This is a genomic window from Rhizobium sp. R711 (genome assembly GCF_002211365.1).
Classification (GTDB): Bacteria; Pseudomonadota; Alphaproteobacteria; order Rhizobiales; family Rhizobiaceae; genus Rhizobium.
Genome location: NZ_LOKZ01000024.1, coordinates 1 through 21,932 on the forward strand (window position 1 = coordinate 1; position 21,932 = coordinate 21,932).

Annotated in this window: 24 protein-coding genes and 2 pseudogenes; 19 read left to right on the top strand and 7 right to left on the bottom strand. The window is 59.4% G+C overall.

The features are described from left to right. A partial coding sequence (locus ATY80_RS20040; protein WP_189637221.1) for a Hint domain-containing protein occupies positions 1-314 on the bottom strand: 314 nt, incomplete at its 3' end. 489 nt (positions 315-803) lie between these two features. On the opposite strand from ATY80_RS20040, the gene ATY80_RS20045 reads away from it, so the two are divergent. Genes ATY80_RS20045 through ATY80_RS20055 form a run of 3 tightly spaced genes read left to right on the top strand, consistent with a single transcriptional unit; the run spans position 804 to position 3,440 of the window. Then, a complete protein-coding gene (locus ATY80_RS20045; protein WP_088694096.1) occupies positions 804-1,247 on the top strand; it encodes a pseudoazurin in 444 nt (147 codons plus the stop codon). A 55-nt stretch (positions 1,248-1,302) separates the two neighbouring features. After that, a complete protein-coding gene (locus tag ATY80_RS20050) occupies positions 1,303-1,830 on the top strand; it encodes a DUF1775 domain-containing protein (protein ID WP_088694097.1) in 528 nt (175 codons plus the stop codon). 17 nt (positions 1,831-1,847) lie between these two features. Further along, a complete protein-coding gene (locus ATY80_RS20055) occupies positions 1,848-3,440 on the top strand; it encodes a CopD family protein (RefSeq protein ID WP_088694098.1) in 1,593 nt (530 codons plus the stop codon). A 114-nt stretch (positions 3,441-3,554) separates the two neighbouring features. Here the strand turns inward: ATY80_RS20055 and ATY80_RS20060 are convergent, their stop codons facing one another. Beyond that, positions 3,555-4,046 carry a hypothetical protein gene (locus tag ATY80_RS20060; protein ID WP_088694099.1) on the bottom strand — a complete coding sequence of 164 codons (492 nt, stop codon included), beginning with the start codon at positions 4,044-4,046 and terminating at the stop codon, positions 3,555-3,557. Position 4,047: 1 nt separating this feature from the next. Beyond that, complete coding sequence (locus ATY80_RS29065; protein WP_088694100.1) at positions 4,048-4,203, bottom strand: hypothetical protein; 156 nt, start codon at positions 4,201-4,203, stop codon at positions 4,048-4,050. 98 nt (positions 4,204-4,301) lie between these two features. Between ATY80_RS29065 and ATY80_RS20070 the strand changes: the two genes are divergently transcribed. From ATY80_RS20070 to ATY80_RS20095, 6 genes are all read left to right on the top strand, one after another. After that, positions 4,302-4,850: a cytochrome c oxidase subunit 3 gene (locus ATY80_RS20070; protein WP_088694101.1), complete on the top strand. Its 549-nt coding sequence runs from the start codon at positions 4,302-4,304 to the stop codon at positions 4,848-4,850. Continuing rightward, positions 4,847-5,143, top strand: coding sequence for a cytochrome C oxidase subunit IV family protein (locus ATY80_RS20075; RefSeq protein ID WP_088694102.1), 297 nt, complete (start codon positions 4,847-4,849; stop codon positions 5,141-5,143). The genes ATY80_RS20070 and ATY80_RS20075 overlap by 4 nt, the downstream gene beginning before the upstream one ends. Positions 5,144-5,244: 101 nt before the next feature. After that, positions 5,245-5,697, top strand: a complete 453-nt coding sequence (locus ATY80_RS20080; protein WP_007795217.1) for a cytochrome c — start codon at positions 5,245-5,247, stop codon at positions 5,695-5,697. A 19-nt stretch (positions 5,698-5,716) separates the two neighbouring features. Next, on the top strand, positions 5,717-7,057 hold the full coding sequence (locus ATY80_RS20085) for a cbb3-type cytochrome c oxidase subunit I (protein WP_088694103.1): 1,341 nt from the start codon (positions 5,717-5,719) through the stop codon (positions 7,055-7,057). A gap of 24 nt (positions 7,058-7,081) precedes the next feature. Next, the gene (locus ATY80_RS20090) at positions 7,082-7,894 is read left to right on the top strand and encodes a CbbQ/NirQ/NorQ/GpvN family protein (protein ID WP_088694104.1); all 813 of its coding nucleotides are present in this window, start codon (positions 7,082-7,084) and stop codon (positions 7,892-7,894) included. Positions 7,895-7,901: 7 nt separating this feature from the next. Continuing rightward, positions 7,902-9,788, top strand: coding sequence for a VWA domain-containing protein (locus ATY80_RS20095; RefSeq protein WP_088694105.1), 1,887 nt, complete (start codon positions 7,902-7,904; stop codon positions 9,786-9,788). 165 nt (positions 9,789-9,953) lie between these two features. Here the strand turns inward: ATY80_RS20095 and ATY80_RS20100 are convergent. From ATY80_RS20100 to hemN, 3 genes and pseudogenes are all read right to left on the bottom strand, one after another. Continuing rightward, positions 9,954-10,462: pseudogene (locus ATY80_RS20100) on the bottom strand (RES domain-containing protein). Next, positions 10,455-10,727 (bottom strand): annotated as a pseudogene (locus tag ATY80_RS20105) (antitoxin Xre/MbcA/ParS toxin-binding domain-containing protein); the annotation flags it as partial. The pseudogenes ATY80_RS20105 and ATY80_RS20100, both read right to left, overlap by 8 nt. 239 nt (positions 10,728-10,966) lie before the next feature. After that, entirely contained in the window at positions 10,967-12,316 is a 1,350-nt protein-coding gene (gene hemN, locus ATY80_RS20110) for an oxygen-independent coproporphyrinogen III oxidase (RefSeq protein ID WP_088694114.1), read from the bottom strand. A gap of 213 nt (positions 12,317-12,529) precedes the next feature. On the opposite strand from hemN, the gene ATY80_RS20115 reads away from it, so the two are divergent. The 7 genes from ATY80_RS20115 (at position 12,530) to ATY80_RS20145 (ending at position 16,899) form a co-directional block, all read left to right on the top strand. Beyond that, on the top strand, positions 12,530-12,814 hold the full coding sequence (locus ATY80_RS20115; protein ID WP_088694106.1) for a DUF2249 domain-containing protein: 285 nt from the start codon (positions 12,530-12,532) through the stop codon (positions 12,812-12,814). A gap of 15 nt (positions 12,815-12,829) precedes the next feature. Then, on the top strand, positions 12,830-14,203 hold the full coding sequence (locus ATY80_RS20120; protein ID WP_189637222.1) for a hypothetical protein: 1,374 nt from the start codon (positions 12,830-12,832) through the stop codon (positions 14,201-14,203). Continuing rightward, entirely contained in the window at positions 14,187-14,714 is a 528-nt protein-coding gene (locus ATY80_RS20125; protein ID WP_088694107.1) for a DUF2249 domain-containing protein, read from the top strand. Before ATY80_RS20120 ends, ATY80_RS20125 begins: the two co-directional genes overlap by 17 nt. After that, positions 14,701-14,997 carry a metal-sulfur cluster assembly factor gene (locus ATY80_RS20130; protein ID WP_088694108.1) on the top strand — a complete coding sequence of 99 codons (297 nt, stop codon included), beginning with the start codon at positions 14,701-14,703 and terminating at the stop codon, positions 14,995-14,997. Before ATY80_RS20125 ends, ATY80_RS20130 begins: the two co-directional genes overlap by 14 nt. Before the next feature lie 20 nt (positions 14,998-15,017). Continuing rightward, entirely contained in the window at positions 15,018-15,296 is a 279-nt protein-coding gene (locus tag ATY80_RS20135; protein WP_088694109.1) for a DUF6522 family protein, read from the top strand. 426 nt (positions 15,297-15,722) lie between these two features. Then, positions 15,723-16,403, top strand: a complete 681-nt coding sequence (locus ATY80_RS20140; protein WP_088694110.1) for a hypothetical protein — start codon at positions 15,723-15,725, stop codon at positions 16,401-16,403. Continuing rightward, entirely contained in the window at positions 16,396-16,899 is a 504-nt protein-coding gene (locus ATY80_RS20145; RefSeq protein ID WP_210190820.1) for an RES family NAD+ phosphorylase, read from the top strand. Before ATY80_RS20140 ends, ATY80_RS20145 begins: the two co-directional genes overlap by 8 nt. Before the next feature lie 429 nt (positions 16,900-17,328). Here ATY80_RS20145 and ATY80_RS20150 read toward each other — a convergent pair whose 3' ends face one another. Further along, entirely contained in the window at positions 17,329-18,537 is a 1,209-nt protein-coding gene (locus ATY80_RS20150; RefSeq protein ID WP_088694116.1) for an NnrS family protein, read from the bottom strand. A gap of 201 nt (positions 18,538-18,738) precedes the next feature. Here ATY80_RS20150 and nirK point away from each other — a divergent pair, with 201 nt between their 5' ends. The 3 genes from nirK to ATY80_RS20165 all read left to right on the top strand — a co-directional run bounded on the left by nirK (position 18,739) and on the right by ATY80_RS20165 (position 21,620). Continuing rightward, positions 18,739-19,893, top strand: coding sequence for a copper-containing nitrite reductase (gene nirK, locus ATY80_RS20155; RefSeq protein ID WP_088694111.1), 1,155 nt, complete (start codon positions 18,739-18,741; stop codon positions 19,891-19,893). A gap of 79 nt (positions 19,894-19,972) precedes the next feature. Beyond that, on the top strand, positions 19,973-20,935 hold the full coding sequence (locus ATY80_RS20160; RefSeq protein WP_088694112.1) for an SUMF1/EgtB/PvdO family nonheme iron enzyme: 963 nt from the start codon (positions 19,973-19,975) through the stop codon (positions 20,933-20,935). Next, positions 20,925-21,620: a Crp/Fnr family transcriptional regulator gene (locus ATY80_RS20165; RefSeq protein ID WP_088694113.1), complete on the top strand. Its 696-nt coding sequence runs from the start codon at positions 20,925-20,927 to the stop codon at positions 21,618-21,620. The genes ATY80_RS20160 and ATY80_RS20165 overlap by 11 nt, the downstream gene beginning before the upstream one ends. The last annotated feature ends 312 nt before the right edge of the window (positions 21,621-21,932 follow it).

Sequence of the window (21,932 nt, forward strand, 5' to 3'; positions counted from 1 at the left end):
AGGGCAACATTGTCGCCGACGCGCAGATCCTCGACAGGCTTTTCACCGCAATCCGTGAGGATCGCCGTCCCGCGCAGGAAGCACCGCGCGCCGCCGTCACCGCCACCAGAACCTCCCTGCCCACCGGGGCCGTTCCCGCCTCCACCGGAGTGACCGCGCCCCCAACGCCGGCCCATCGCACTTGCCGGAGACTTGGAAACTGCCGCCGCCAAGGCCGTGAGGCTGGCGAGCCGAGCACCGGCAGCTGCGGCCACACCCAGAAAATGTCGTCGCGCGGTATTGCGGGGCAGCTGCGGATCTTCCTTGGATGACATGCTGGCAACCTCTGAACAGATTAACACTAGCCCATACTATAATAAGTTGTTGTATTTCATTGAACTTCGCACAATTGCTCTGACCCCTACTGAAAAGGGCGTAGGTAAGGCATGTCGTTGCCTGAATAGGTTGAAACATGGCAACCAAACTTAATGTGAGATACTAAACGCGTTGCCGATTTCCGGAGCATCTTCACCGTCGCTAGACGGGCTCGACACGCTCACGCCACACCGAGAGAGACGCGGCGAGCGGACCAATGGTGACACCGCACAACTGGCCTTCTCAGCTAGACGCGCTCGACTCTCTTGAGCTCATCCTTCTGCAACGCTCTTCCTCTTGCGCCTGGAGTAATCTCACGACACAAACGCGATTCCTCAATCTGCGGCAGGTTTGTCTCTCAGTTTGACGAGCGTCAAAGATCATCTGCATCACGTGTCCTAAAAGCGTTCTCGAGGCCAAGACGACCTCGAAGAACAGGAGATATACAAATGCGTTTGAAGTACGGTCTGCTTGCCGCAACGGCAGCCTTGATTGCGTCGACGGCGCCGCTGATGGCTGCTGACCACCAGGTTCAGATGCTCAACAAGGGCACCGCCGGGGCCATGGTATTCGAGCCCAGTTTCGTAAAGATCGCTCCCGGCGATACGATCACGTTCGTTCCAACTGACAAGAGCCACAACGTCGAGACCTTCAAGGGGCTCATCCCGGATGGTGCGGCCGAGTTCAAGTCCAAGCCCAGCGAACAGTACCAGGCCAAGTTCGACCTTCCCGGCGCCTACGTCGTCAAATGCACGCCCCATGCCGGCATGGGCATGGTCGCCCTGATCCAAGTCGGCGATGCGCCTGCCAATCTTGAAGCCATCAAGACTGCCAAGGTGCCGAACATGGTTCGCAAGCGCCTGGACGCCGATCTCGCGCAGGTGACCCAGTAATCAAATCTGCTGCGGGTGGCGGCTCGCCCGCCATCCCGCACGATGGAGAAATCTCATGATCAAGCAATTCTCGCTGGCCGTCATGGCAGGGCTCTTTGCCGTGGGCGCTGCCCATGCCCACGCAACGCTTGAGCAAAGCCAAGGCATTTCCGGCAAGGCCTACAAGGCGGTCGTCCGCATCGGACACGGCTGCGAGGGCAAGCCAACCATCAAGGTTCGGGTCAAGGTTCCCGAAGGTCTTTTGTCTGCCAAGCCTATGCCCAAGCAGGGGTGGACGATCGAAAAGGTCAAGGCGCCCTACGAAAAGAGCTACGATCTCTACGGCAAGCTCGTCAAGGAAGGCGTGAGCGAGATCGTGTGGAGCGGCGGTAGTCTGGCTGACGACGAGTACGACGAGTTCGTCTTCCGCGCGACGGTTGCCAAGGAACTGCCGCTTGGGACGCGGATCTATGTCCCTATCGTCCAGGAATGCACCGACGGGGCTTCCGAACGATGGATTGAGGTTCCAGCTGCCGGCAAGACGTCCGAGGACTACGAGAACCCCGCGCCGTATTTCGACGTGATCGAGCAGCCTCGCTCTTAGCATGCGAGTAGTCGCCGATGCGCTCAAAGGCTCCCAACAGGGCGACATCGCTCCTTCAACCGGCAGCGCTTCTGCTGATGTTTGCATCGGCCATGCTCCTGCCGGCTATCGCACATGCCCATGCCGTCCTCGTCAACTCGTCACCGGCCAGCAATGAGACCCTGACGACGCCAGCGGGGGCTGCGCGGCTTCAATTCAACGAGCCTGTGCGGGTCATCCAGGCCGTCGCCAGGGACGCCGATGGAAACAGTCAGAACCTGGCTGCGGACCTGTCCGGAGCGACCGTAACGCTCCATCTTCAAAATCCGATCGAGCATGGCTCGGTGATTGTCAGCTATCGCGTCGAGTCCGAAGATGGACACCCCATCGGCGGGTCGCTTGTATTTCACGTCGGCGCGCCCTCCGCCTCCATGGCGGTAATCCCTCAGAGCGCGACTTGCGCCCTGGCTGTCGCGATATGGGCGCTACACACGATCTCTGTCCTTTACCTGGCGATCGTCGTCGGCGGAGCGCTCTTCAACCGTTGGCTCAATCCCGACCGCGTAACACCGGTGCGGACGGTCGCCACGGTCGTTTCTGGCGCTGTTCTGCTTGTGGCGGGACTGTATCTGCAGGGCCTCGACGAGTTGGGCGTCGGCCTAGCTTATGCTGGGCTTGAGCCCCTGGCGAGCGCGGCTGAGGGCAATGGCATGCTTGCGGCTGCGCTCGCGTTGCTGTCGATCGTCCTGGCTTCGCTTTCGATCCCTTCCAATCGTCGAGTTGCTCTTGGGGTGGCCATGCTTGCGATGGTCACCGCGTCAGCTGCCTTTGCCTTTACCGGGCACTGCAACGTCGTCGAACCTCGCTGGCTTGCCAGGCTGTGCATAATGCTTCACGGGGCCGCCTTGATGTTCTGGATCGGAAGCCTGCTTCCGCTTTGGAGGCTCAGCAACACCCGCTTGAACCAGCGACCGCTTCTTCGCTTTTCGCGTGTCATCCCCGTGCCATTCGGCCTCATGCTGGTGGCCGGCGCAACACTTGCGTTTATTGAACTTCCGGAAATTTCGCACCTCGTTTCCTCCCTCTATGGTCGGGTACTCGTTTTCAAGGTGGGCCTTGTCGCTGCCGTGTGTGTTCTGGCGAGCTATAACCGGTTCTGGCTTACCAAGCCGACCTTGGCGGGAAATCCAGGAGCCAGGGTCCGGCTCCGCCGAAGCATGGCTTGCGAAATCGTGTTGGCGATTGCGATCGTTGGTGCAGCGTCGCTATGGCGCTTTGCGGGTCCGGCTCCATCGACAGCCGAGCAGCCAAGCTTCAAAGTTCATCTGCATTCTGCCAAAGTCATGGCTCAGCTCGAGCTAACCCCGCAGCCTGCCGGCACGGCGAACGCACGGGTCGTCCTGATGGGTTCCGACTTTGGATCACTCGAGCCACGCTCGGTATCCCTTCGCCTTATGAATCCAGATGCCGGAGTGGAGCCCATCAAATACCCTCTCGCGAAGTCGCCAGAAGGTGGCTGGCAGGCAGACGTATTGTCCTTGATTGACCCAACAGGATGGAAAGTCGATGTTGAGGTCTTGATAGACGACTTCACGTCCGCCCACCTTGAGGGGAGCCTGCTCACTCAGTAGCAGGCGCTGCGCGGAGAATTCTCAACGGCATCCATTGTTCCAGCGGCGGTGTCTCGGACCCTGGATAGAAAGCCGGATACGGGCAAGCTCTGACAGAGCTCGCCCGAGAGGCAATCATGCTGCCTCTGTCTCTACGGTCCTGGTTACTGGACTACCGCCACCAGTCGCCATCGCCTTTTTGATCAGGCCCACAATCTCCCGCTCGGAGCGAATATGTCGGCGCATCGAGCCGAAGAAAGAGCGGAGCTGATATCCGACTGCGTCCCAGGAGAGCGCACACCTTCCCTCTCGTAGAGAGAGAAGCGTTTCCACGACTTCCTGGGCTGCGTCGTAGTCGAGGAGCCTGCTGGCGCGCCGACGTTCGTCGGCCTCCCTAAACTCTTCGTCGTTCATGATCAGTCCAAGACCCGGGCAGACAAGTCGTTCCTCAAGCTGCTGGCTTGTGGCCAGAAGCGGGACAAGCCCAACGGTTATGGTCTCGCAAAGTCGCTCGTCGACATGGCAAGGGAGAAAGTCCGCGATCGCTTCGAGAAGATCGCACCACGAAATGAGCTGTCCATAGCAGGCCTCGAGTTCAGAGAAGGCGTTCGATGTCATATCTTCCATGTCACCTCTGCAGGAACAGGCTTGCGGCGATCGCGATCGCGGCGATGACGGCCGACACGACGCCGGTTCGCTGCAGCACACCCATGCGGTAAAGGGTAATCGCAAACAGAACGATCACCGGGGTCGCTATCGAGAGTCCTATCTGTGCGTCTGTCATTACTGTCTCCTTTTCCGGCGACCATAGACGCGATGATTGGTGGCATCTTTGCGATCGATCAAAGACGGGTCGCCGCGAGGCAAATAGCTTGCCACGCCATGGCGGCGATCATTTCGACTGGAAAAGACGACTACGCGGGTGATGGATCGGACGATGATCTGCTGACCTGGATTCTGGCCTGGAGTGAACTTGTCGCGTTCGGCGCGCTACTTGCGGCATTCGTCGTAGTGTCATGGATGCAGCCCGGAGAATTTGCAGCCGGCAAGGCCCGGCTCCATCCAGTTTTGCCGGTTCTCAATACGATCGTTCTGCTCGCAAGCGGCTGGTCGGCCGCTGCTGCGACGTCGGAGACGGGCATGCGACAACGCCTCGGACTCTCGGCAGCGGCTCTTGGTGGCCTTTTATTCTTCTCCCTCAAGATTTACGAATATTGGCAGGAAGGCGCAACGCTCGTTTCGAGCGACATGTTTGCGCAGCTTTACATCCTGCTGACCGGCTTTCACCTGGCCCACGTCGCCTTTGGGTCGCTGGTGCTCCTGCTCGTTGCCAAGTTTCCTTCCCGTCAGAATGTCCACCTGATCACGACACTCTGGCACGTGATCGACATCGTCTGGCTCGTCATGTTCCCGGTGGTCTATTTGCTATGAGCGGTCCAAGAGGGCTTTCCGCCAACCCGCAGCGTGCGCTGTTTTACCTGATCATCCTGACGATCAGCATCCTGGCCGTGATGGTCCTCCTTCCCAATACGTCGGCAAAGCCGGCTGCACCGATCGTAGCAGCAGCGCTTGCGCTCCTGAAAGCGCGTCTCGTCGTGCTCGACTTCCTCGGCCTTCGATCGAGGGGCGCGCATACCAGGAGGGCATTAATCGCCTGGGCGGCGGTCGTACTGGCAATCGCCTTGGTGAAGGTCATCGCATTCTCGGCGGTCTTTGCGAATTGACAAAGACCCGTCTGCTCATTTCGGCCATCAAAGTCATCGCGAGCCCTTGGCTCGGTTTCCGACGTCGCGGCGTATCCGCCACTGACATGAAAGGATAATCGATGGCTGAACGCCTGACAAAAACCGCGGCCCGAAACGTGTTTTACGGCGGGTCGGCATTCTTTTTCGCCATTTTCGTGGGCCTCACCGCCCACAGTCACTATTACATCCGAACCGTCTCAACCGACGAGGCGACCCTTACGGAGAGTGTCGCAAGAGGCAAGCACATCTGGGAGAAGAACTCCTGTATCAACTGCCACACGCTGGATGGTGAAGGCGCCTACTTTGCGCCCGAACTGTCAAACGTGTGGATTCGCTGGGGCGGAGACAAGGATCCCGCCAACGCGCGCGAAGCACTGCACGCCTGGATGGCGGCGCAGCCTTCCGGCATCGAGGGCCGCAGGCAGATGCCACAGTTCAACCTGACCGACCAAGAAGTGAACGATCTAGCCGACTTCCTCGAATGGGTCAGCAAGATGAAGACACAGAATTGGCCGCCGAACCAGGCCGGTTGACAGGCGAGAGGACCAAGCAATGAAGTACAAGACTCAAAGCGTCGCCATGCTCTATTTTTACGGAGCACTCGGCCTTTTCATGGCGCAGCTCCTTTTCGGCGTGCTGGCGGGCACGATCTACGTGCTGCCGAACACGCTATCTGTCGAGCTGCCATTCAATATCGTTCGCATGATCCATACGAACGCGCTCATCGTTTGGCTGCTCATGGGTTTCATGGGCACCACCTATTTCCTGCTTCCGGAAGAGTGCGAGACGGAACTCTACAGCCCAAAGCTTGCGATTGCGCAGTTCTGGATCTTCCTTGTGGCGGCAGCGGTCGCCGTCGTCGGCTACCTGTTCCATATTCACGAAGGTCGCGAGTTCCTTGAACAGCCGTTTGCGATCAAGGTTGGAATTGTCATCGTTGCATTGATGTTCCTGTTCAACGTCACGATGACGGCCCTCAAGGGACGCAAGACGACGATCACCAACATTCTGCTCTTCGGCCTCTGGGGTGTGGCAATCTTCTTCCTGTTCGCCTTCTACAATCCGATCAACCTGGCGCTGGACAAGATGTACTGGTGGTACGTGGTCCATCTGTGGGTCGAGGGCGTCTGGGAACTGATCATGGCCTCCGTTCTGGCGTTCCTGATGATCAAGCTCAACGGCATCGATCGGGAGGTCGTGGAAAAGTGGCTCTACGTCATCATCGGCCTGGCACTGTTCTCGGGCATCCTTGGCACCGGCCACCACTACTACTGGATTGGCGCACCCGGCTACTGGCAGTGGATCGGCTCGCTCTTCTCGACGCTCGAAGTCGCCCCGTTCTTCACCATGGTCGTCTTCACCTTCGTCATGACCTGGCGGGCAGGACGCAAGCATGAAAACAAGGCGGCGCTCCTGTGGTCGATCGGCTGCTCGGTCATGGCCTTCTTCGGCGCGGGTGTCTGGGGCTTCCTGCATACGCTGTCGTCGGTGAACTACTATACTCACGGAACGCAGGTGACTGCAGCCCATGGCCACCTCGCCTTCTTCGGCGCCTACGTGATGCTCAACCTTGCTGCAATGGCCTACGCGATACCGCAGATCAAGGGTCGCGCTCCCTACAACCAGTGGCTCTCGATCAGCAGCTTCTGGATCATGTGCGGGGCAATGTCGGTGATGACCTTCGCGCTGACGTTCGCCGGCATCATCCAGGTCCACCTGCAGAGAGTGCTCGGTCAATCCTACATGGACGTCCAGGACCAGCTCAGCATGTTCTACTGGGTCAGGCTCGCCTCCGGCGTCTTCGTCTTCGTGAGCGCGATCATGTTCATCTGGTCGGTGCTCGTCCCCGGACGTGTCCGGGCAACCAACACAGTAGCCCAGCCCGCCGAATAGGCGGGCTCCTTCTGGAGATCAGAAATGACCATAGCTCTCAAATCCCCGCTCAATCCGAACACTGAGATCCCGCACTACACCAGACATGGCAACGAATGTGCGCTTTTCGAAAGCGCATGGACGCGGCAACTGCCTGTGCTCCTGAAAGGACCGACAGGTTGCGGAAAGACCAGATTTGTCCACCACATGGCGGCGCGTCTGGGACTTCCGGTTTCGACAGTATCGTGCCACGACGATCTTACCGCAGCCGATCTGACCGGACGTTACCTGCTCAAGGGCGGCGAGACAGTGTGGGTGGACGGGCCGTTGACAAGGGCGGTCCGGAACGGCGGGATCTGCTACCTCGACGAAATCGTCGAGGCTCGCAAAGACGTCGCCGTGGTTCTCCACCCGCTGACGGACGATCGGCGAATTCTTCCGCTCGAAAGGACTGGCGAACTTCTGGAAGCCCAGCCGGGCTTCATGGTCGTCGTTTCCTACAATCCTGGCTACCAGAACCTCATGAAGGCGCTGAAGCCAAGCACCAGGCAGCGGTTCGTGTCCATCGAGTTCGATTTCCTTCCACGGGATCAGGAGATCGTCACCGTTTCTCTCGAGAGCGGGCTAGCGGAAGGCAAGGTGGCTCCGCTGGTGGACCTTGCGCGCCGCCTGCGGGTCCTGAAGGGGCAGGATCTGGAGGAAGGGGTTTCCACGCGCCTGCTTATCTACTGCGCGACGCTTATTGATGCCGGGCTGCCTCCTGCCGACGCGGTGCGAGCCGCCATCATCGAACCGCTCACCGACGAGCCGGACGTAAAGGCCGCTCTGGTGGAGATTGCAAAAGCGACGGTTGGGTAGGTCGGACATGCTGGAATTTCTGGAACTCGAGGAGACGGTCGGACGAGCGTGGCACCGGTTCGTCGGCGACACCAGCTCCTGGCCGCGTCATCCGGCGCATGCAGTGCATCTGGCCGAGATCAAGTCTCAACTCGCCGTGTGTTTTCGCGCGTTCGGCGGCGAAGCGACCCTGCAGATCCAGAAATCGCGGCAGAAGACTTCCCTGCATCGGCTGCGCTTGCGCCAGGTTGTCGGACTTGGCGAGGAGCGGAGCGACCATCCGACGTGGGACGGCTCCGCCATCCACCTCCCGGCGGTCATAGACATGTTCGAGGACCGGTCCCTGAACCGGCAGCTTTACTTCTGGCTCGCCGGCTATATCGCGGTCGCGCCAATAGCGCAGCCGCGGCCAACCGACCCGGCGCTTGCCGACATTGCTCGAATCGACGCCGGCCGGACAAATTCCGCTCGTGTCATCGAAATCTTTCCCGGCATGGGAGAGCGATACGCGCGTCTGAGCCACGCCATACTTGCGTGCCGCACGCGCGGCAAGCTGCCAAGCGCAGAGAGGCAGATCGAGGAATTCGCCAAAGCCGCGCTCACTTTTCCTCTGCGGCACCCCCTGCCTGACGCCTCGCGGCCGAAGATACGTGTGGCGCCTGCGGGATATCTTCCGATGCTGCCACTTCCGATCTGGCCGGACTATGCCGGCAAGGCGGAGTGTGACCCATCGCATCGTGACGATCTTCCGTCGGATGGAAGCGACGGCAATGCCAACGGGCCGTCGCATGAAGCCAGGCGAAAGAAGGATGCCGACGATCGGAAGCGGGACCCGTTCATCTTGAATCGCTTTGAAAAGATCCTTGCGATGGCAGAGATGGTCAACGTCGACCGACCGACGGACGACCGGGAGGATGAAGATGCCGCAGCGGCCGAGGAGCTTGACGAAATTACTCTTAGCGAGACGAAAGAGCGGCCAAAGTCGAAGTTCCACTTCGATTTGGACCTTTCTCCCGAAGCCTTCGATCCATCGCGAATAAAGGCCGAACTAACCTACCCGGAATGGAACTTTCGAAAGCAGGAATACCTGCCGGATCATTGCCGCGTCGTGCTTGGCATGGCATCGGAATCGAACGACAAGCCAATTACCAGCGATCAGGCGATTATTCGGAAGGTGAAGCGCCAGTTTGAAACGCTGCGGCCGAAGCGCGAAATTCGAAGAGCGCAATTGGATGGCAACGAACTCGACGTCGAGGCCGTCGTCCGCTCGCGTGTGGATCTCATCGCTACCGGACAACCAGACGACCGGATCTACGAATGCGCCCGCCCCGCAGCACATGACTTGGCGACGTCCATATTGGTTGACGTTTCGCTGTCGACCGATTCGTGGGTGGACAACCGAAGAGTTCTCGACGTCGAGATCCAGGCGCTGGACGTTTTGGCACGCGGTCTTGACGCCTGCGGTGATAGGTTCTCCATCGACACGTTCACGTCGCGCCGTCGCGATTGGATACGGATAGAGACAGTCAAGGGCTTCGATGAGAGGTTTTCGCCGAACGTCGCAAGGCGCATCGCCAATTTGAAGCCCGGCTACTACACCCGCATGGGAGCGGCCATCCGCCACGCTTCCAAGCAGCTCGATGATCAAGGTGCGCGAAAGAGATTGCTTCTGATCCTGACCGATGGAAAGCCGAACGATGTTGACCACTACGAAGGCCGGTTCGCTCTTGAAGACTGCCGCCGTGCGGTGATGGATGCCCGGGGTCGCGGTCAGGCTCTGTTTGCGGTCACCGTCGACCGCAATGCGAGCGACTACCTTCCGGCCATCTTCGGTCGAGCTGGGTTCGCCCTGGTTTCGGAGATCGCCAAGCTTCCAAGCGCCCTTCCGCCGATCTACCGCAACCTGACGGCCTAGCAATGGGCCACGGCGAAGTGGACTTCGCCCGGGTTCAGCTATGCCATTGGGATTTTGCCTTTACGCTGACACCCGCAGACGTTTGGCTTAGTTAGGGGGCGATTTGCGTTCGTGCCGAATGGTCGCGCTCGCGTCATAGAATGCGGCGTCGCAACCCGGGTTCATTCATGCCGTAGGTGGATGCAGCCTTGTATCGAGAGCAAAGGCCTCCTGGAACTTCAGGGCATAGGCGTCAGTCGCGTCGCCTGCGAGAAAAATCAGGTTCCAGCTGTGCAGCGAGACCGCGCTCGGGATCGCGACGAAACGGTGGCGTCGCAGCAGAGCGTCTCCGAAGGCTTGCTGTCCTGCGCCGGGAATGCCCAGGCGCAGCCAATTGGGATTGGGCACGCTTGCCGGATCGACGACATGGACATCGCCACGATTGGCAATGACCGCAGCCGTCATCATATGCGCCACCGTGTCGAGAGCCCGAACCCCTTGTGGACCGCGACCTCGAGGATGGCAGTCGCTGGATCGAGCGAGCAGTAGACGGCGCGAACGCCCTTGCTGTTCCAGCGACCGCCAACGCGATAGGCGCCTTCGCCGCTATCCATGTCGGCGCGTGGGCGGCTTGATCGAGCCGCCACGCGACCAACTCGGTCCCGCCGAGCCCGAATGGCAAGAAGGTCATGCATAGACGCCGTATTCGAGGCGGTCGAGATGATCCTCGACAAGTTCGACGCCGGCGGGCGTCCCGAGAAGATCGATCGGGCGGCGCTGGTCGAGCCCGATCGCCGGGCGCTCCAGCCATTGCTCGGCTTCTGCCTGCGATCCGAGGATATCTGTTGCCTTTGCGAGAATCTCGGCGAATTTCCACGCGCGGCCGCTCTGTTCCTGGCTGAGCGGCATGGAGGGCGTGTCCTTCCGCCGCTGCCAGGTCCTGAGACTCATGCCGACGGCCAGGTCCTTGCAAAAGGACTGCCCCGTTCGGCCTGTTCAATTGAAACGGTAAGCTGAGGATCCGGCACGCACGGCCAGCCCACACCGAGCAAGGTTGGCGGCCGCATTTTTGAAGCATGTTGTTGTCTGCTGCCGTCCTTTGCACTTAGGCCGTGGCCGGGCACAGGTTGACCGTTTCAGGCGGTCGCAAGCCATGCAAAGGATCCAGTTCAGCGCCCACCTGCCGACATCGACGGTCACTAGGCGGCCTTGCTGTGTGTCCTTCCCAACGATCCGAAGTAGGCATCGAAAGCTGCAGCGACCGCGCGGACCATGAAACGAGCGTCCTTTGATACCGTGACCCGGCCGTCGACGACAGTCGCTACTCCGTCGGTCACGAGCTCCTGAAGTTTCTCGTTCCTTTCGAGCAGGAAGCGGATGTCATGGCCCGCCTCTTCGCTCAGCTTGGGCAGATCGACTTCGAAGTCGCACATCAGTCTCTCAATGACCCTCGCACGAAGCTTGTCTTCGTCGGTGAGGAGATATCCTTTCGCAGTGGGAAGGACGCCTGAGGAAACCATCTCGGCATACCTGCCGATAGCCACATGGTTTTGATAGTACCCGGATGGCAGACGTCCGATTGCGGACGCGCCGAGACCAATCAGGGTGTCGCACTCGTCGGTCGTATAACCTTGGAAATTCCTCCGAAGCAATCCGGAGAGGGAAGCGATTGAGAGCTGATCATTGGGCAAGGCGAAATGGTCGAGGCCGATCCGGACGTAGCCCGCGCTGACAAGCTCTTGCGCAATCGCCTCGGCTTGCTCGTTGCGTTGGCGCGCATCTGGAAGCGCAGCTTCCTCGATCAGGCGCTGATGCTTCTTGAAGGCTGGCACGTGCGCGTATCCAAAGACCGCGAAGCGCTCGGGTCTGAGCTCCGTCGCCAGTCTGACGGTCTGGATACAGGATTCAACCGTCTGGTGCGGGAGGCCGTAGATCAGGTCGAAGTTGATGCTCGACGCGCCGTAAGCGCGCAGCCCGGCGACCGCCGCCTTAGTCTGCTCAAGAGTCTGAATTCGGTTGATCGCCCGCTGGACCACCGGATCGAAACTCTGGACGCCCAGGCTTGCTCGATCCACACCGTTCTCTCCCAATGCCTCGATCATCGACGGGGAGAGGGTCCGCGGATCGATTTCGACGGCAACGCTGGCATCGTCCTCGAACTGGAACGCGCTTCGAAGCTTTCGCATGAGCGCCGTAAATTCCTCTGGCTTCATGATCGTGGGGGTGCCGCCACCAAAATGAACGTTCTTCACCCGCAGAGAATTTCCTGCGGCGAACGAAACGATCTCGATCTCCTGGTTCATCACATCGAGGTATTCGAGAACAGGGGCATCCTGCCGCGTTATCGTCGTATGACAGCCGCAATACCAGCACATGGAGCGGCAGAATGGAACATGAAGATAGAGGGAGACCGGTCCCGATTCCGCAGCGTTAGCAAGCCCTTGCATGTAGTCGTCGGGCCCAACCGCTGCCGAAAAGGCGGGCGCGGTTGGATAGCTGGTATAGCGCGGGAGCCGGGCTTCGCCGTACTTTGCGACCAAATCTGACATCGTGGCATCCTTCATAAAAGTCATGATGCTTATGATGGTGATCGGCTCTGCGTTCCTTGTCCTAGATCAATAAACACCGGTCCGGCGAAATCTCCGATATTTGTCCGTCGTCAAAGTCAGTCCCTTCAATGGCGCCTATCGTAGACTTCTGACATGTGGCGAGCCGCGGTCCTGTCAGTGGTCAAGCCTGCGGCGAAAAGGAACCAAGCCAGAATGACTGATGTGCAAACTCCCCCTGCCGAAGCTCCGCATATAGACGTGCGCACGCTTCCTCACGCTCAGCGCCATATGCAGATATTTGGCACGCTCGGTTCCCTGACCCCCGGCGGCACCTTGTTGATCACCAGCGACCACGAGCCCCGCCCCCTTCACTATCAGCTCGAGACCGCGTTCCCTGGCAAATTCTTGTGGGAGTATCTGGAGCAGGGACCGGAAGTCTGGCGCGTCGAGATCACCCGCCTTGACGCGGGCTGCGACTGCTGCTGCGGCAGCCACTAGGAGTGGAGAAGCGCGATGATGCCCGTGGGCACCACACTGTCGCGTTGGACAATGGCGTATTTCGGCGCGGCGGTATTCTTTTTGCTCTTCGCCGAAATCCTGCTTGCGGCGGGTGCGTGGACGCCGTCGTTGGACATCGCGGAGCCCCACGCACTCATTGTCGTGCACTCCGTTACCATCGGTTGGCTTGGTCTTCTGATGATAGGAGCGCTGCTGCAGTTTGCGCCTGTCATGACAGGCCTGAGCCTTCCGGCCGATCGAATTGATGCGGCAAGCCTCGGGGGCCTCATCGTGGGATTGGGTCTTCTGCTGTTCGGATTTCATTTGATCGATACGGGATCGAGCGCTGCGGGACTGACGATGGTTGCGGCGTCGCTGGCACTTTTGGCTTCCATCCTGTCGATCGGGCACGTTCTTTTCGTCGTTCTCTGGCGCGGCAGAGCCGCTCACGCTGCGTCGCCGCTCGTCCTTATTGCTATTGCATGCCTGATCGTGACAGCAGCACTTGGGTCGCTTTTCGCTGTCACTGTCTCCGGTGTCGTGGGTGCAGCGGCTATCGTCCAGTTCGTGACGAACGCGGTGCCATTTCACGCAAGCTTTGGATTGCTCGGCTGGATGACCTTTGCCGCGATCGGGGTGAGCTACAAGTTGCTGCCAATGTTCCTGCTGTCGGACGATATGAAAAGATCGCCCTTCATCCGTCTCACCGGATCGGCCGGTATCTCGATGCTGGCGATCGCCACGTTCTGTGTAATGTTCGATCCTGCCTTGGCACGCAGCATCTTTCTGATGGGTACACTGGTCCTCCAGTTCACGATCGCCGCATACCTGCTAGAGCTGTTCAGCACTTATCGCTCGCGGCGTCGCAAGACGCTGGAGCTCAACACGTCGGGATCCTTACCCGCGTTTGCCCTTTTGGGCATTTCGGCTCCGATGCTGGTGCTGGCACCTTTATTCCACGCCGGGTCGCAGCTCGTGACTGCTGCTGCCTACCTGTTCGTCTTCGGATGGCTTTCTGGTCTGGGACTGGCGCAACTTTTAAAGATTGTCCCCTTCCTGACCTGGATCGAGGCATTCGGACCCCTTTTAGGTCGCAGGCCGACGCCACGCCTGGGGGACCTGATCGCTGGAAGCCGCGCTGCCGTCTGGCTTGGAATGTTCTACTTCGCCGTCGTTGCGGCCGCCGCGGCGATCGCCGCCGGATCCGACCTGGGCTTTTACGCAGCCGTCATTCTTCAGACTTTCGCCACGGCGGCCCTTGCCGTCGAACTTCTGCTTGCCCGCGCGCTTGCAAACGTGGAGCCAGCCACCAAAAGAGCACCATTTCAACAGCCGGCGCTATTCTTCGCCGCAAACCACAGAGGTAACGCCAATGGTTCAGCTTCGTGAACTCGATGTTCGACAGGTCCTGCGTGACGGCGGGATGCCCTTCCAGCTCATAATGGATACGTTTGCCTCCCTCGATCCCGGCGAAGGAGTGCGATTGCACGCGATTTTTGAACCGGTCCCGCTCATCCGACAACTCGAACAGCGGGGCTTTGCGCATGTGTCCAGACGCCTCGCCGACGACGACTGGGAAATCGAATTCGTTCCGCGTGAACCTCCACAGGACATTCAACCCGCAGTCGCGGCGTCGGAAGCGATCTGGCCGGAACCGACCTGGAACCTCGACCTGACCGATCTTGCGCCTCCTGAACCGATGGAGCGAATTCTCTCGAGGCTCGAGACCATGAGCAGCGGCGAAGTCCTGTTTGCGCTTCTGAACAGGGAGCCTGTCTTCCTGTTCGACCTGCTGAAGGAACGCGGGCACGAATGGATTGGAAATTTCGATGAAACGGGAAAGGTGTACAGGATCATGATCCGGGCCACCCCCTCGGAAGTGACCGATGTCCGGGCCTAGCCTCACACGCGACAATATTCTTGATGCGCTCCGAGAAATCGAAGATCCGGAGGTCGGAACCGGAATCGTCGACCTCGGATTGATCTATGATGTCTGGATTGCGCAGGACGGTTTTGTTACCGTGGAAATGACGACAACCACGCGCTTCTGTCCTGCTTCCGGCTTTCTCGCCGAAGCGGTAAAGATGCGGTTGCAGGCCTTGGAGGGGGTAAGAGAGGCACAGGTTCGACTTGTCTACGACCCGCCTTGGTCGCCTGAAATGGCGGCGTCGTTTTCATTTTAGTCCAGTAGAGAGCGGCAGGCATGACCATCAAGGCGAAAGTTGATCTCGACGAGCTGACGGTCGACGCATCCTATCTGGCGGACCGGTTTGGACTGTCGCCACAAGCCCTTCGACGTTATATGGCGCAGGGTCTTGTTCGCAGCAGGGTTGAAATGGGTCAGGACGCGGACCTCGGAAAGACACGCCTGACAGTTCGCATCGGGAATCGAATATGGGTTGCCGTCCTGGCGGCCGACGGCAGCGTTGTGAGCGAAGAAACCAGATTTGCGGCGTCGGCCCCTTCTCGCCAGGCGACATAGACGATCTTGCTATCTGACTTCAGTCCTCCGTCCGGCACTTGCGTCGTCCAACTCGTCGACTTCGTGTATGACCGGGGGCGCAGGCGCAGGATGGCTCGCCGTTTCCGATGGTGTCGGTGCTGCGAAGAATCCGCTTTACCTTGACAGCCTTCAATCCCAAGCCTTTCCAGGCCTCGCGAACTGCGGGCCGCGGCGATGAACCTGTGGACGAAATCGCTCGCGCATGAGCGGCGCGAAAAACCGTTGCAATGCTCTCGCCTCGCTGGCGCCATGCGATGCCTCTGGTGTGTGAGGCGTTTGCGTTGTGAACAACGTGAGGGCCTCGACCTCGTTCTGGTTTGAAGACCTTGCTTATACCCATCCCTTGATGATTTTGATTATCATGCTGCATATATAGCCATGATAATCGTATCGGGAGATGTCTCCATGGTCGCAGCCGACAAAACCATTGAATTCCCTCGTGTTGGGACCCTCGCGGGGACGCCCGAGCAGGTCCGAACCGGGCTCGGCCGACTAAAGGCCGAACAGGTCGTCGCGCTGACAATTGAGCACGGCATTGAATCCGCTGCGAAAGCTCTCGCCCAGGTGGTTGCCAGCCTCGCCCCTTTGGTCGGTGCCATTCTCAAGCGCCGGCAGGATGAGACTTTCAATTCGATCATCGAGGCGCTAGTGCCGGAGGTTCCTCCTCCACATCATAAGCTCCTCGAGGCGCGCATGGTGGCCGACGCGCGTAAGGCGGTGCTTGAGAGTGGTGACTGGCTGACAGCCGCCGAAGTCGCGAAAGTGGCTGGCTTTAGCGCCAGCAACCCCAGTGCCCAGCCGAAAAAATGGAAGAAGGAGGGACAGGTTTTTGCTGTGCGGCATCGCGGCGTCGACTACTTCCCTGGATACGCGCTGGATCCCTCGACCGACTTCCGTCCAGTGAAGGCCCTGGCAAAAGTGCTTGTCGCCTTCCGGGGAAAGAAGGACGATTGGAGCCTCGCCTACTGGTTTGCCTCGGTCAACAGCTTCCTTGGTGGAAAGAGGCCGCAGGATCTCCTCATCAGCGAACCCGAACCCGTCGTTTCCGCGGCCGAGGACGAGGTGGCTGGCGTGCTCCATGGCTGACCGGAAGTCGCGGACGATACGTCCGCCTGTCGCGGGCAAAAGCGCCTTCCAGCCTAAGAACGACCTTGGCCCACTGATCAAGTCTGTGACCTGGCCCGCCGGCCGGGTCATTCACAGAATCCACCTCGGCCTCTATGGTGGCAGCGCTTTCAATCCCGGAATCGCGGGGAACGCCCGTTTCGGTCCAATTCAAAACGCGGCCGGAGCGAGCATTCCAACGCTTTACGGTGGAACGACCTTCGACTTTGCTGCGATGGAGACGGTGTTTCACGACGTGCTGATTGCACCGGGGCTGAAGACATTCGACCAGGCGAAGCTTGCTGAACAGGTTTATTCGACGGTGACGCCCAGAAGGGACCTCGTGCTGGCCGACCTGAGTTCGACTGCGCTGAGGTCGCTCGGACTGCGCCGCAGCGATCTTATCGATACCGAAAAGGACCAGTACCCAGGCGCGAAAGTGGGCGGAGGCCATTCACGAGCAGTGCCCTGCTATTGAAGGCTTGTGCTGGGTTTCGCGCCAGGACGATCGAGCTCGCGCAGTTGTTTTGCACCGTCAGAGAGCTTCGATGCTACCGGGGTCAAATATGAACTGCCTGATCGGAATCGACCCATGGCTTGGCGGCAGACGGTCGCTCGCGCATCAGCGGCGAAGAAGATCGCTCCGCTACACCTTCGCCTCGCTGGCGTTAAAGTCTACGATGCCCTCGGTCGCTACGGCAGCAAAGGTGCGCCCTTGCTCGGGGTCGACCGGAGTTCGATCGACCGATCGCTAGCGTTTCCAGACAAGCAAAAGAAAAGCTGGAGCGTGGCCGTTTGCTCAGGCGCATAGCATATTGCCATCTCGCCCTCCATCGCCAGAACATGTATGGTTTCAACTTGCGCATATCAGCAGCGGGCGCTTGCTGCGGTCATTGCTCCGAACTCATCATCTGCTCGCCAAGGGCTTCCTCTCACGGCACAGGAACGGAGCATGCTCATGCGCAAACATGCAGAAGGCGACCGTCCAGCCGATCGCCGACGCCATCAATATTTCAGAGCTGAACGAGGGTATCAGCTCTGCGGTCGGCCGTAGAAGCGCGACGGCTGCCAGTATGACGTAGGAGTAGTTGGTCAGGCGGCTGGATTTTACCTTTCGGCCGGTATGCCCTCGGGTGGCTCTCGTCATGACTGCCAGCATCATCAAGGAAATCGCGCCGATCGCAAAGACATGCAGGACTGCAAGCTGAGGCATCCCCAATGTTCCAAGAGCGACGGCGGCAAAGCCGAGTGGCACGAACAGGTAAGCGCCATGGAGCACGAACAGTATCGGTTCCGGCCAAACGTTCCAGCCCCGCCAGCGATAGAGCCTGACCCCGTTCATGGCTGCAGCGATCGCTGCGCACAGGCCGGTGATCAGCGCTTCAGGTGCCACGGCCCAGGCAGCAAGCGCAACGGCGCCCATGATGATGGAGGCGGCGTCGTAATGGTTGTAGGGAACCGGAAACTCGGTGCGACCGAACTGATTCAACCAATTACGCGTGAAACTCGGAAGGATTCGTCCGCCAACGATCGTCACGAGCAGCACATAGGCTCCGAGGCCAAGACGGATCGGGAGTTCGGGATTTTGTCCGGCGATCGCCTGAACATGAAAGAGCGCGTTGGCGATGGACAAAACCACGAGACCGGCGATGACTTTGAGGTCCTTCCACTTCTTGCCCGCCACCACTTCGCGGGTGCATAGTACCAACATGGCAGGCAGAAAAAGGCTGTCGACAGTGACAGCAGGCACAACTCCGATCCACGAACTCATGAGCATGGCAATTCTGCCAGCACACCAGACAGCAAAAAGTATCGCGAGAGGACGCCCCGCGATCGGCAGCCTGCCCGTCCAGTTAGGGATCGCCGTCAGCAGGAAGCCGGCAAGGATTGCCGGCGCAAAGCCGAAGATCATCTCATGGGCATGCCAGAAGAGCGTACCATACTCGGTTGCGACGGGAATTCCAAAGCGAAGGGACGCAGCCCAGAGATCGATGCTGGCGATGGCCCACAATGCCGACGCCAGGAAAAACGGGCGGAAGCCGTAAGAGAAGAGGACGAGGCCTGAGCGCGACATTCCACGCGGAACGTGCTCGTCCTTGGCCATTACTTTCTGCATGATCAGTGTCTCCAGATTGATCACACAGCAATGCAGGATTTCAAGACGCAGGTCGTTGAGATTACGCAAAGAAGACGCCTGGAACTTTGCGCTGCCACAAATTGCCAGTTTGCGCCAAATCAAAGAGTTCATTGGGGTTTCTACTAGTTTCCAACTCGACCGGGCGGCGTTCGCTCCGTCTTCGACTTCAGGAGAGTGGAAATGACCAACAATATGCAAATGACCCGGCGCACTATGCTGACCGGCGCTGCTGTCGCCGGAGCACTGACGCCAATCATCGTAGCCAGCAATGCCGCGAAGGCAGACGATGCACATTCGACGGAAGCACTCAAGCCGAGCAGGAAGCCGGCTGTTGACCTGTCGAAGCTCCCTCGCGAAAAGGTCGAGCTCGTGAAGCCGCCGTTCGTCCACGCCCATGACCAGAAAGCCAAGGGTGGCCCGAAAATCAAGGAATTCACCCTCACCATCCAGGAAAAGAAGATGGTGCTCGACAAGGGAGGAACCGAAATCAACGCCATGACGTTCGACGGCTCGGTGCCCGGTCCGTTGATGGTGGTTCACCAGGACGACTACGTCGAGCTGACACTCGTAAATCCTGAAACCAACACGATGCAGCATAATATCGACTTCCATGCCGCCACCGGTGGGCTCGGCGGGGGTGCCTTGACCGTCGTCAACCCTGGCGATACCACGGTTCTCCGCTTTAAGGCGACCAAGGCAGGCGTCTTCGTGTATCACTGCGCACCTCCCGGAATGGTGCCCTGGCACGTCACCTCGGGTATGAACGGCGCGATCATGGTGCTACCGCGCGAAGGCCTAACCGATGGCCACGGGAAGCCGATCGTCTACGACAAAGTCTACTATGTCGGCGAGCAGGACTTCTACGTTCCGCGCGACGCGAACGGCAAGTTCAAGAAATACGACAGCCCCGGCGAGGCCTACGAGGATACCGTGGCGGTCATGAAAACGTTGACGCCGACCCACATCGTCTTCAACGGCGCCGTCGGTGCATTGACCGGCGACAATGCAATGACCGCCAAGGTCGGCGAGACGGTTCTGATCATCCATTCGCAGGCAAATCGTGACACTCGTCCGCATCTTATCGGCGGCCACGGCGAGTACGTCTGGGCAACGGGCAAGTTCCAGAACGTTCCGGACATCGATCAGGAAACCTGGTTCATACCGGGCGGCACGGCAGGCGCGGCGGTGTACACTTTTGCCCAGCCGGGTATCTACGCCTATGTAAACCACAACCTCATCGAGGCATTCGAATTGGGAGCGGCTGCCCACTTCAAGGTCACGGGCGACTGGAACGATGACCTTATGACTTCGGTCAGGGCGCCATCGGCAAGTTGACCTGGCGGCGGGGCGGTGCGCGGGCTGGGGGTAGCCTGCGCACCATCGTTTGTAGAGAGGCGCTACGTGCGTAAAAACCATGGCTCGGAACGCTGCCACTGAAGCGGTTTCAGGCATATCCATCGCGGTTCCCCTTGCACTCCTTGCGATCCTTTCAGGAGCGGTCGCAGTGGAGTCTGGATTCGTTGTGATGAGAAACAAAGGAGCGACCGTCGCCTCGCCAGTGTTGGTGATCGTGGAGCCTCAAGCCTTCGCCTATCGTGAGGCCACGGAGTATTTCCGACACGGCCTGGCGATCGACGCTCCCAAGCGCGAGATCGCCGTCAGATCGCGCGTGGACATCACGAAGTTTCAGACCACGCTCGGTGAATATAACCGCTGCGTGGACGACGGCATTTGCTCGCCAGCCGAAGGAAGAGATAGCCTGTCGCGAGAAGACATTCCGGTGACGGGCGTCAGCTACGACGATGCGGTGCGCTACGCAGCGTGGCTGTCCGATCGTACCGGAGAGGACTGGCGGCTACCGACGGATTTCGAGCTTGCCTATGCCGCCGCCGACCGCTTTCCCGACGACGCGCTCGGCATCGACATCGACGACAACAACCCTGCGACACGATGGCTTGCCGATTACGAGCGCGAAGCGCGCCGGGCTGCGTCGATCGATCCGCGGCCACAAGCCAAGGGGTCGTTCGGAACAAGTAAGACGGGGTTGGTGGACTTCGGCGGAAACGTATGGGAGTGGACATCGACCTGCAACAAGCGCGTCGATCTTGACAGCGGAGCCAAGCCCGAGGAACCAGACCCGCGGACCTGCGGTATCATGATTGCGTCCGGCAGGCATCGCTCGCCGATGAGCAGCTTCGTCCGAAATCCAAAGGGTGGCGGATGTACGGTCGGAAGTCCTCCAGATAATCTTGGCTTCCGCCTGGTCCGAAGACAATCCTTCCTTGAGAGCGTCAGAGAGTTCGCGCGCAAAACCGCAGCGGACACCTTTGGCTTGTTTGTAAGCGCGCCAATGAATCGGAGCCATGATGAAGGTTGATCGCACCATCTTAAAATCGTTGCCGCTCTTCGAGCGGATGACGGATCCCGACCTCGACATCATGCTCGAGCATGCGGTTCCACGTCGTGTCGCCCAAGGCGATGCGGTTTTCGAACAAGGTGCCCCGGCGCGATCGTTCTTTTTGCTGTTGCACGGACGATTGAAGGTCACTCAGGTTACCCAGGACGGACAGCAGATTATCGTCCGGATGGTGCATCCGGGCGATTTGTTCGGTTTTGCCATGGCCCTTCGCAGATCGGATTATCCTGGGACCGCGTTGGCCGCGGCCGAGAGCCTGGTTCTTGGCTGGCCGACAGATATGTGGCCGCGCTTCGTCGAGCAGAACCCCCGCCTCGCCGTTACGGCAATGCAGACGATCGGACAACGGCTCGAGGAGGCGCATACGCGCATTCGGGAGATGTCGACCGAGGAAGTGGAAAAACGCGTAGCCCACGCAATCCTCCGGCTCTCCAAGCAGGCGGGACGCCCGGTTGCAGCAGGTATTCGCATCGACTTTCCGATATCGAGACAGGATATCGCCGAGATGACCGGGACAACCCTTCACACGGTGTCACGAATTCTCAGTGCATGGGAAAGCAAGGGAATCGTGGAAGGCGGTCGTCAGAAACTCACGGTGTGTGATCCCCAACGCCTTCTCAGTCTCGCGGACGGCGCGCGCGACTGACCTATTGTCACGACGGTTTTGCTCGACAACGGACCGCTGCGCCAAAGAGCTTTTCGATCGACTTTTAAAGCATTGAGACATGCGAGGCGCCCTGATCGCAGTTGCGTGGGCCTCCATTTTATTGGGCTGTGTCGGTGCCTTCTTGCCACTTCTGCCGAGAGCCCATTTCTCCTGCTATCAGCGGCTGCAGCGCGACAACCAAGATGAGACGAAGCGTCAATCAAGATGAGACTCTGCAGCAGCGGTGGAACGCAGAGAGGGCGTAGCCCGAACGGAGTTCTACTGCTGCTGCAGCGCCGATTCATCTGGTGA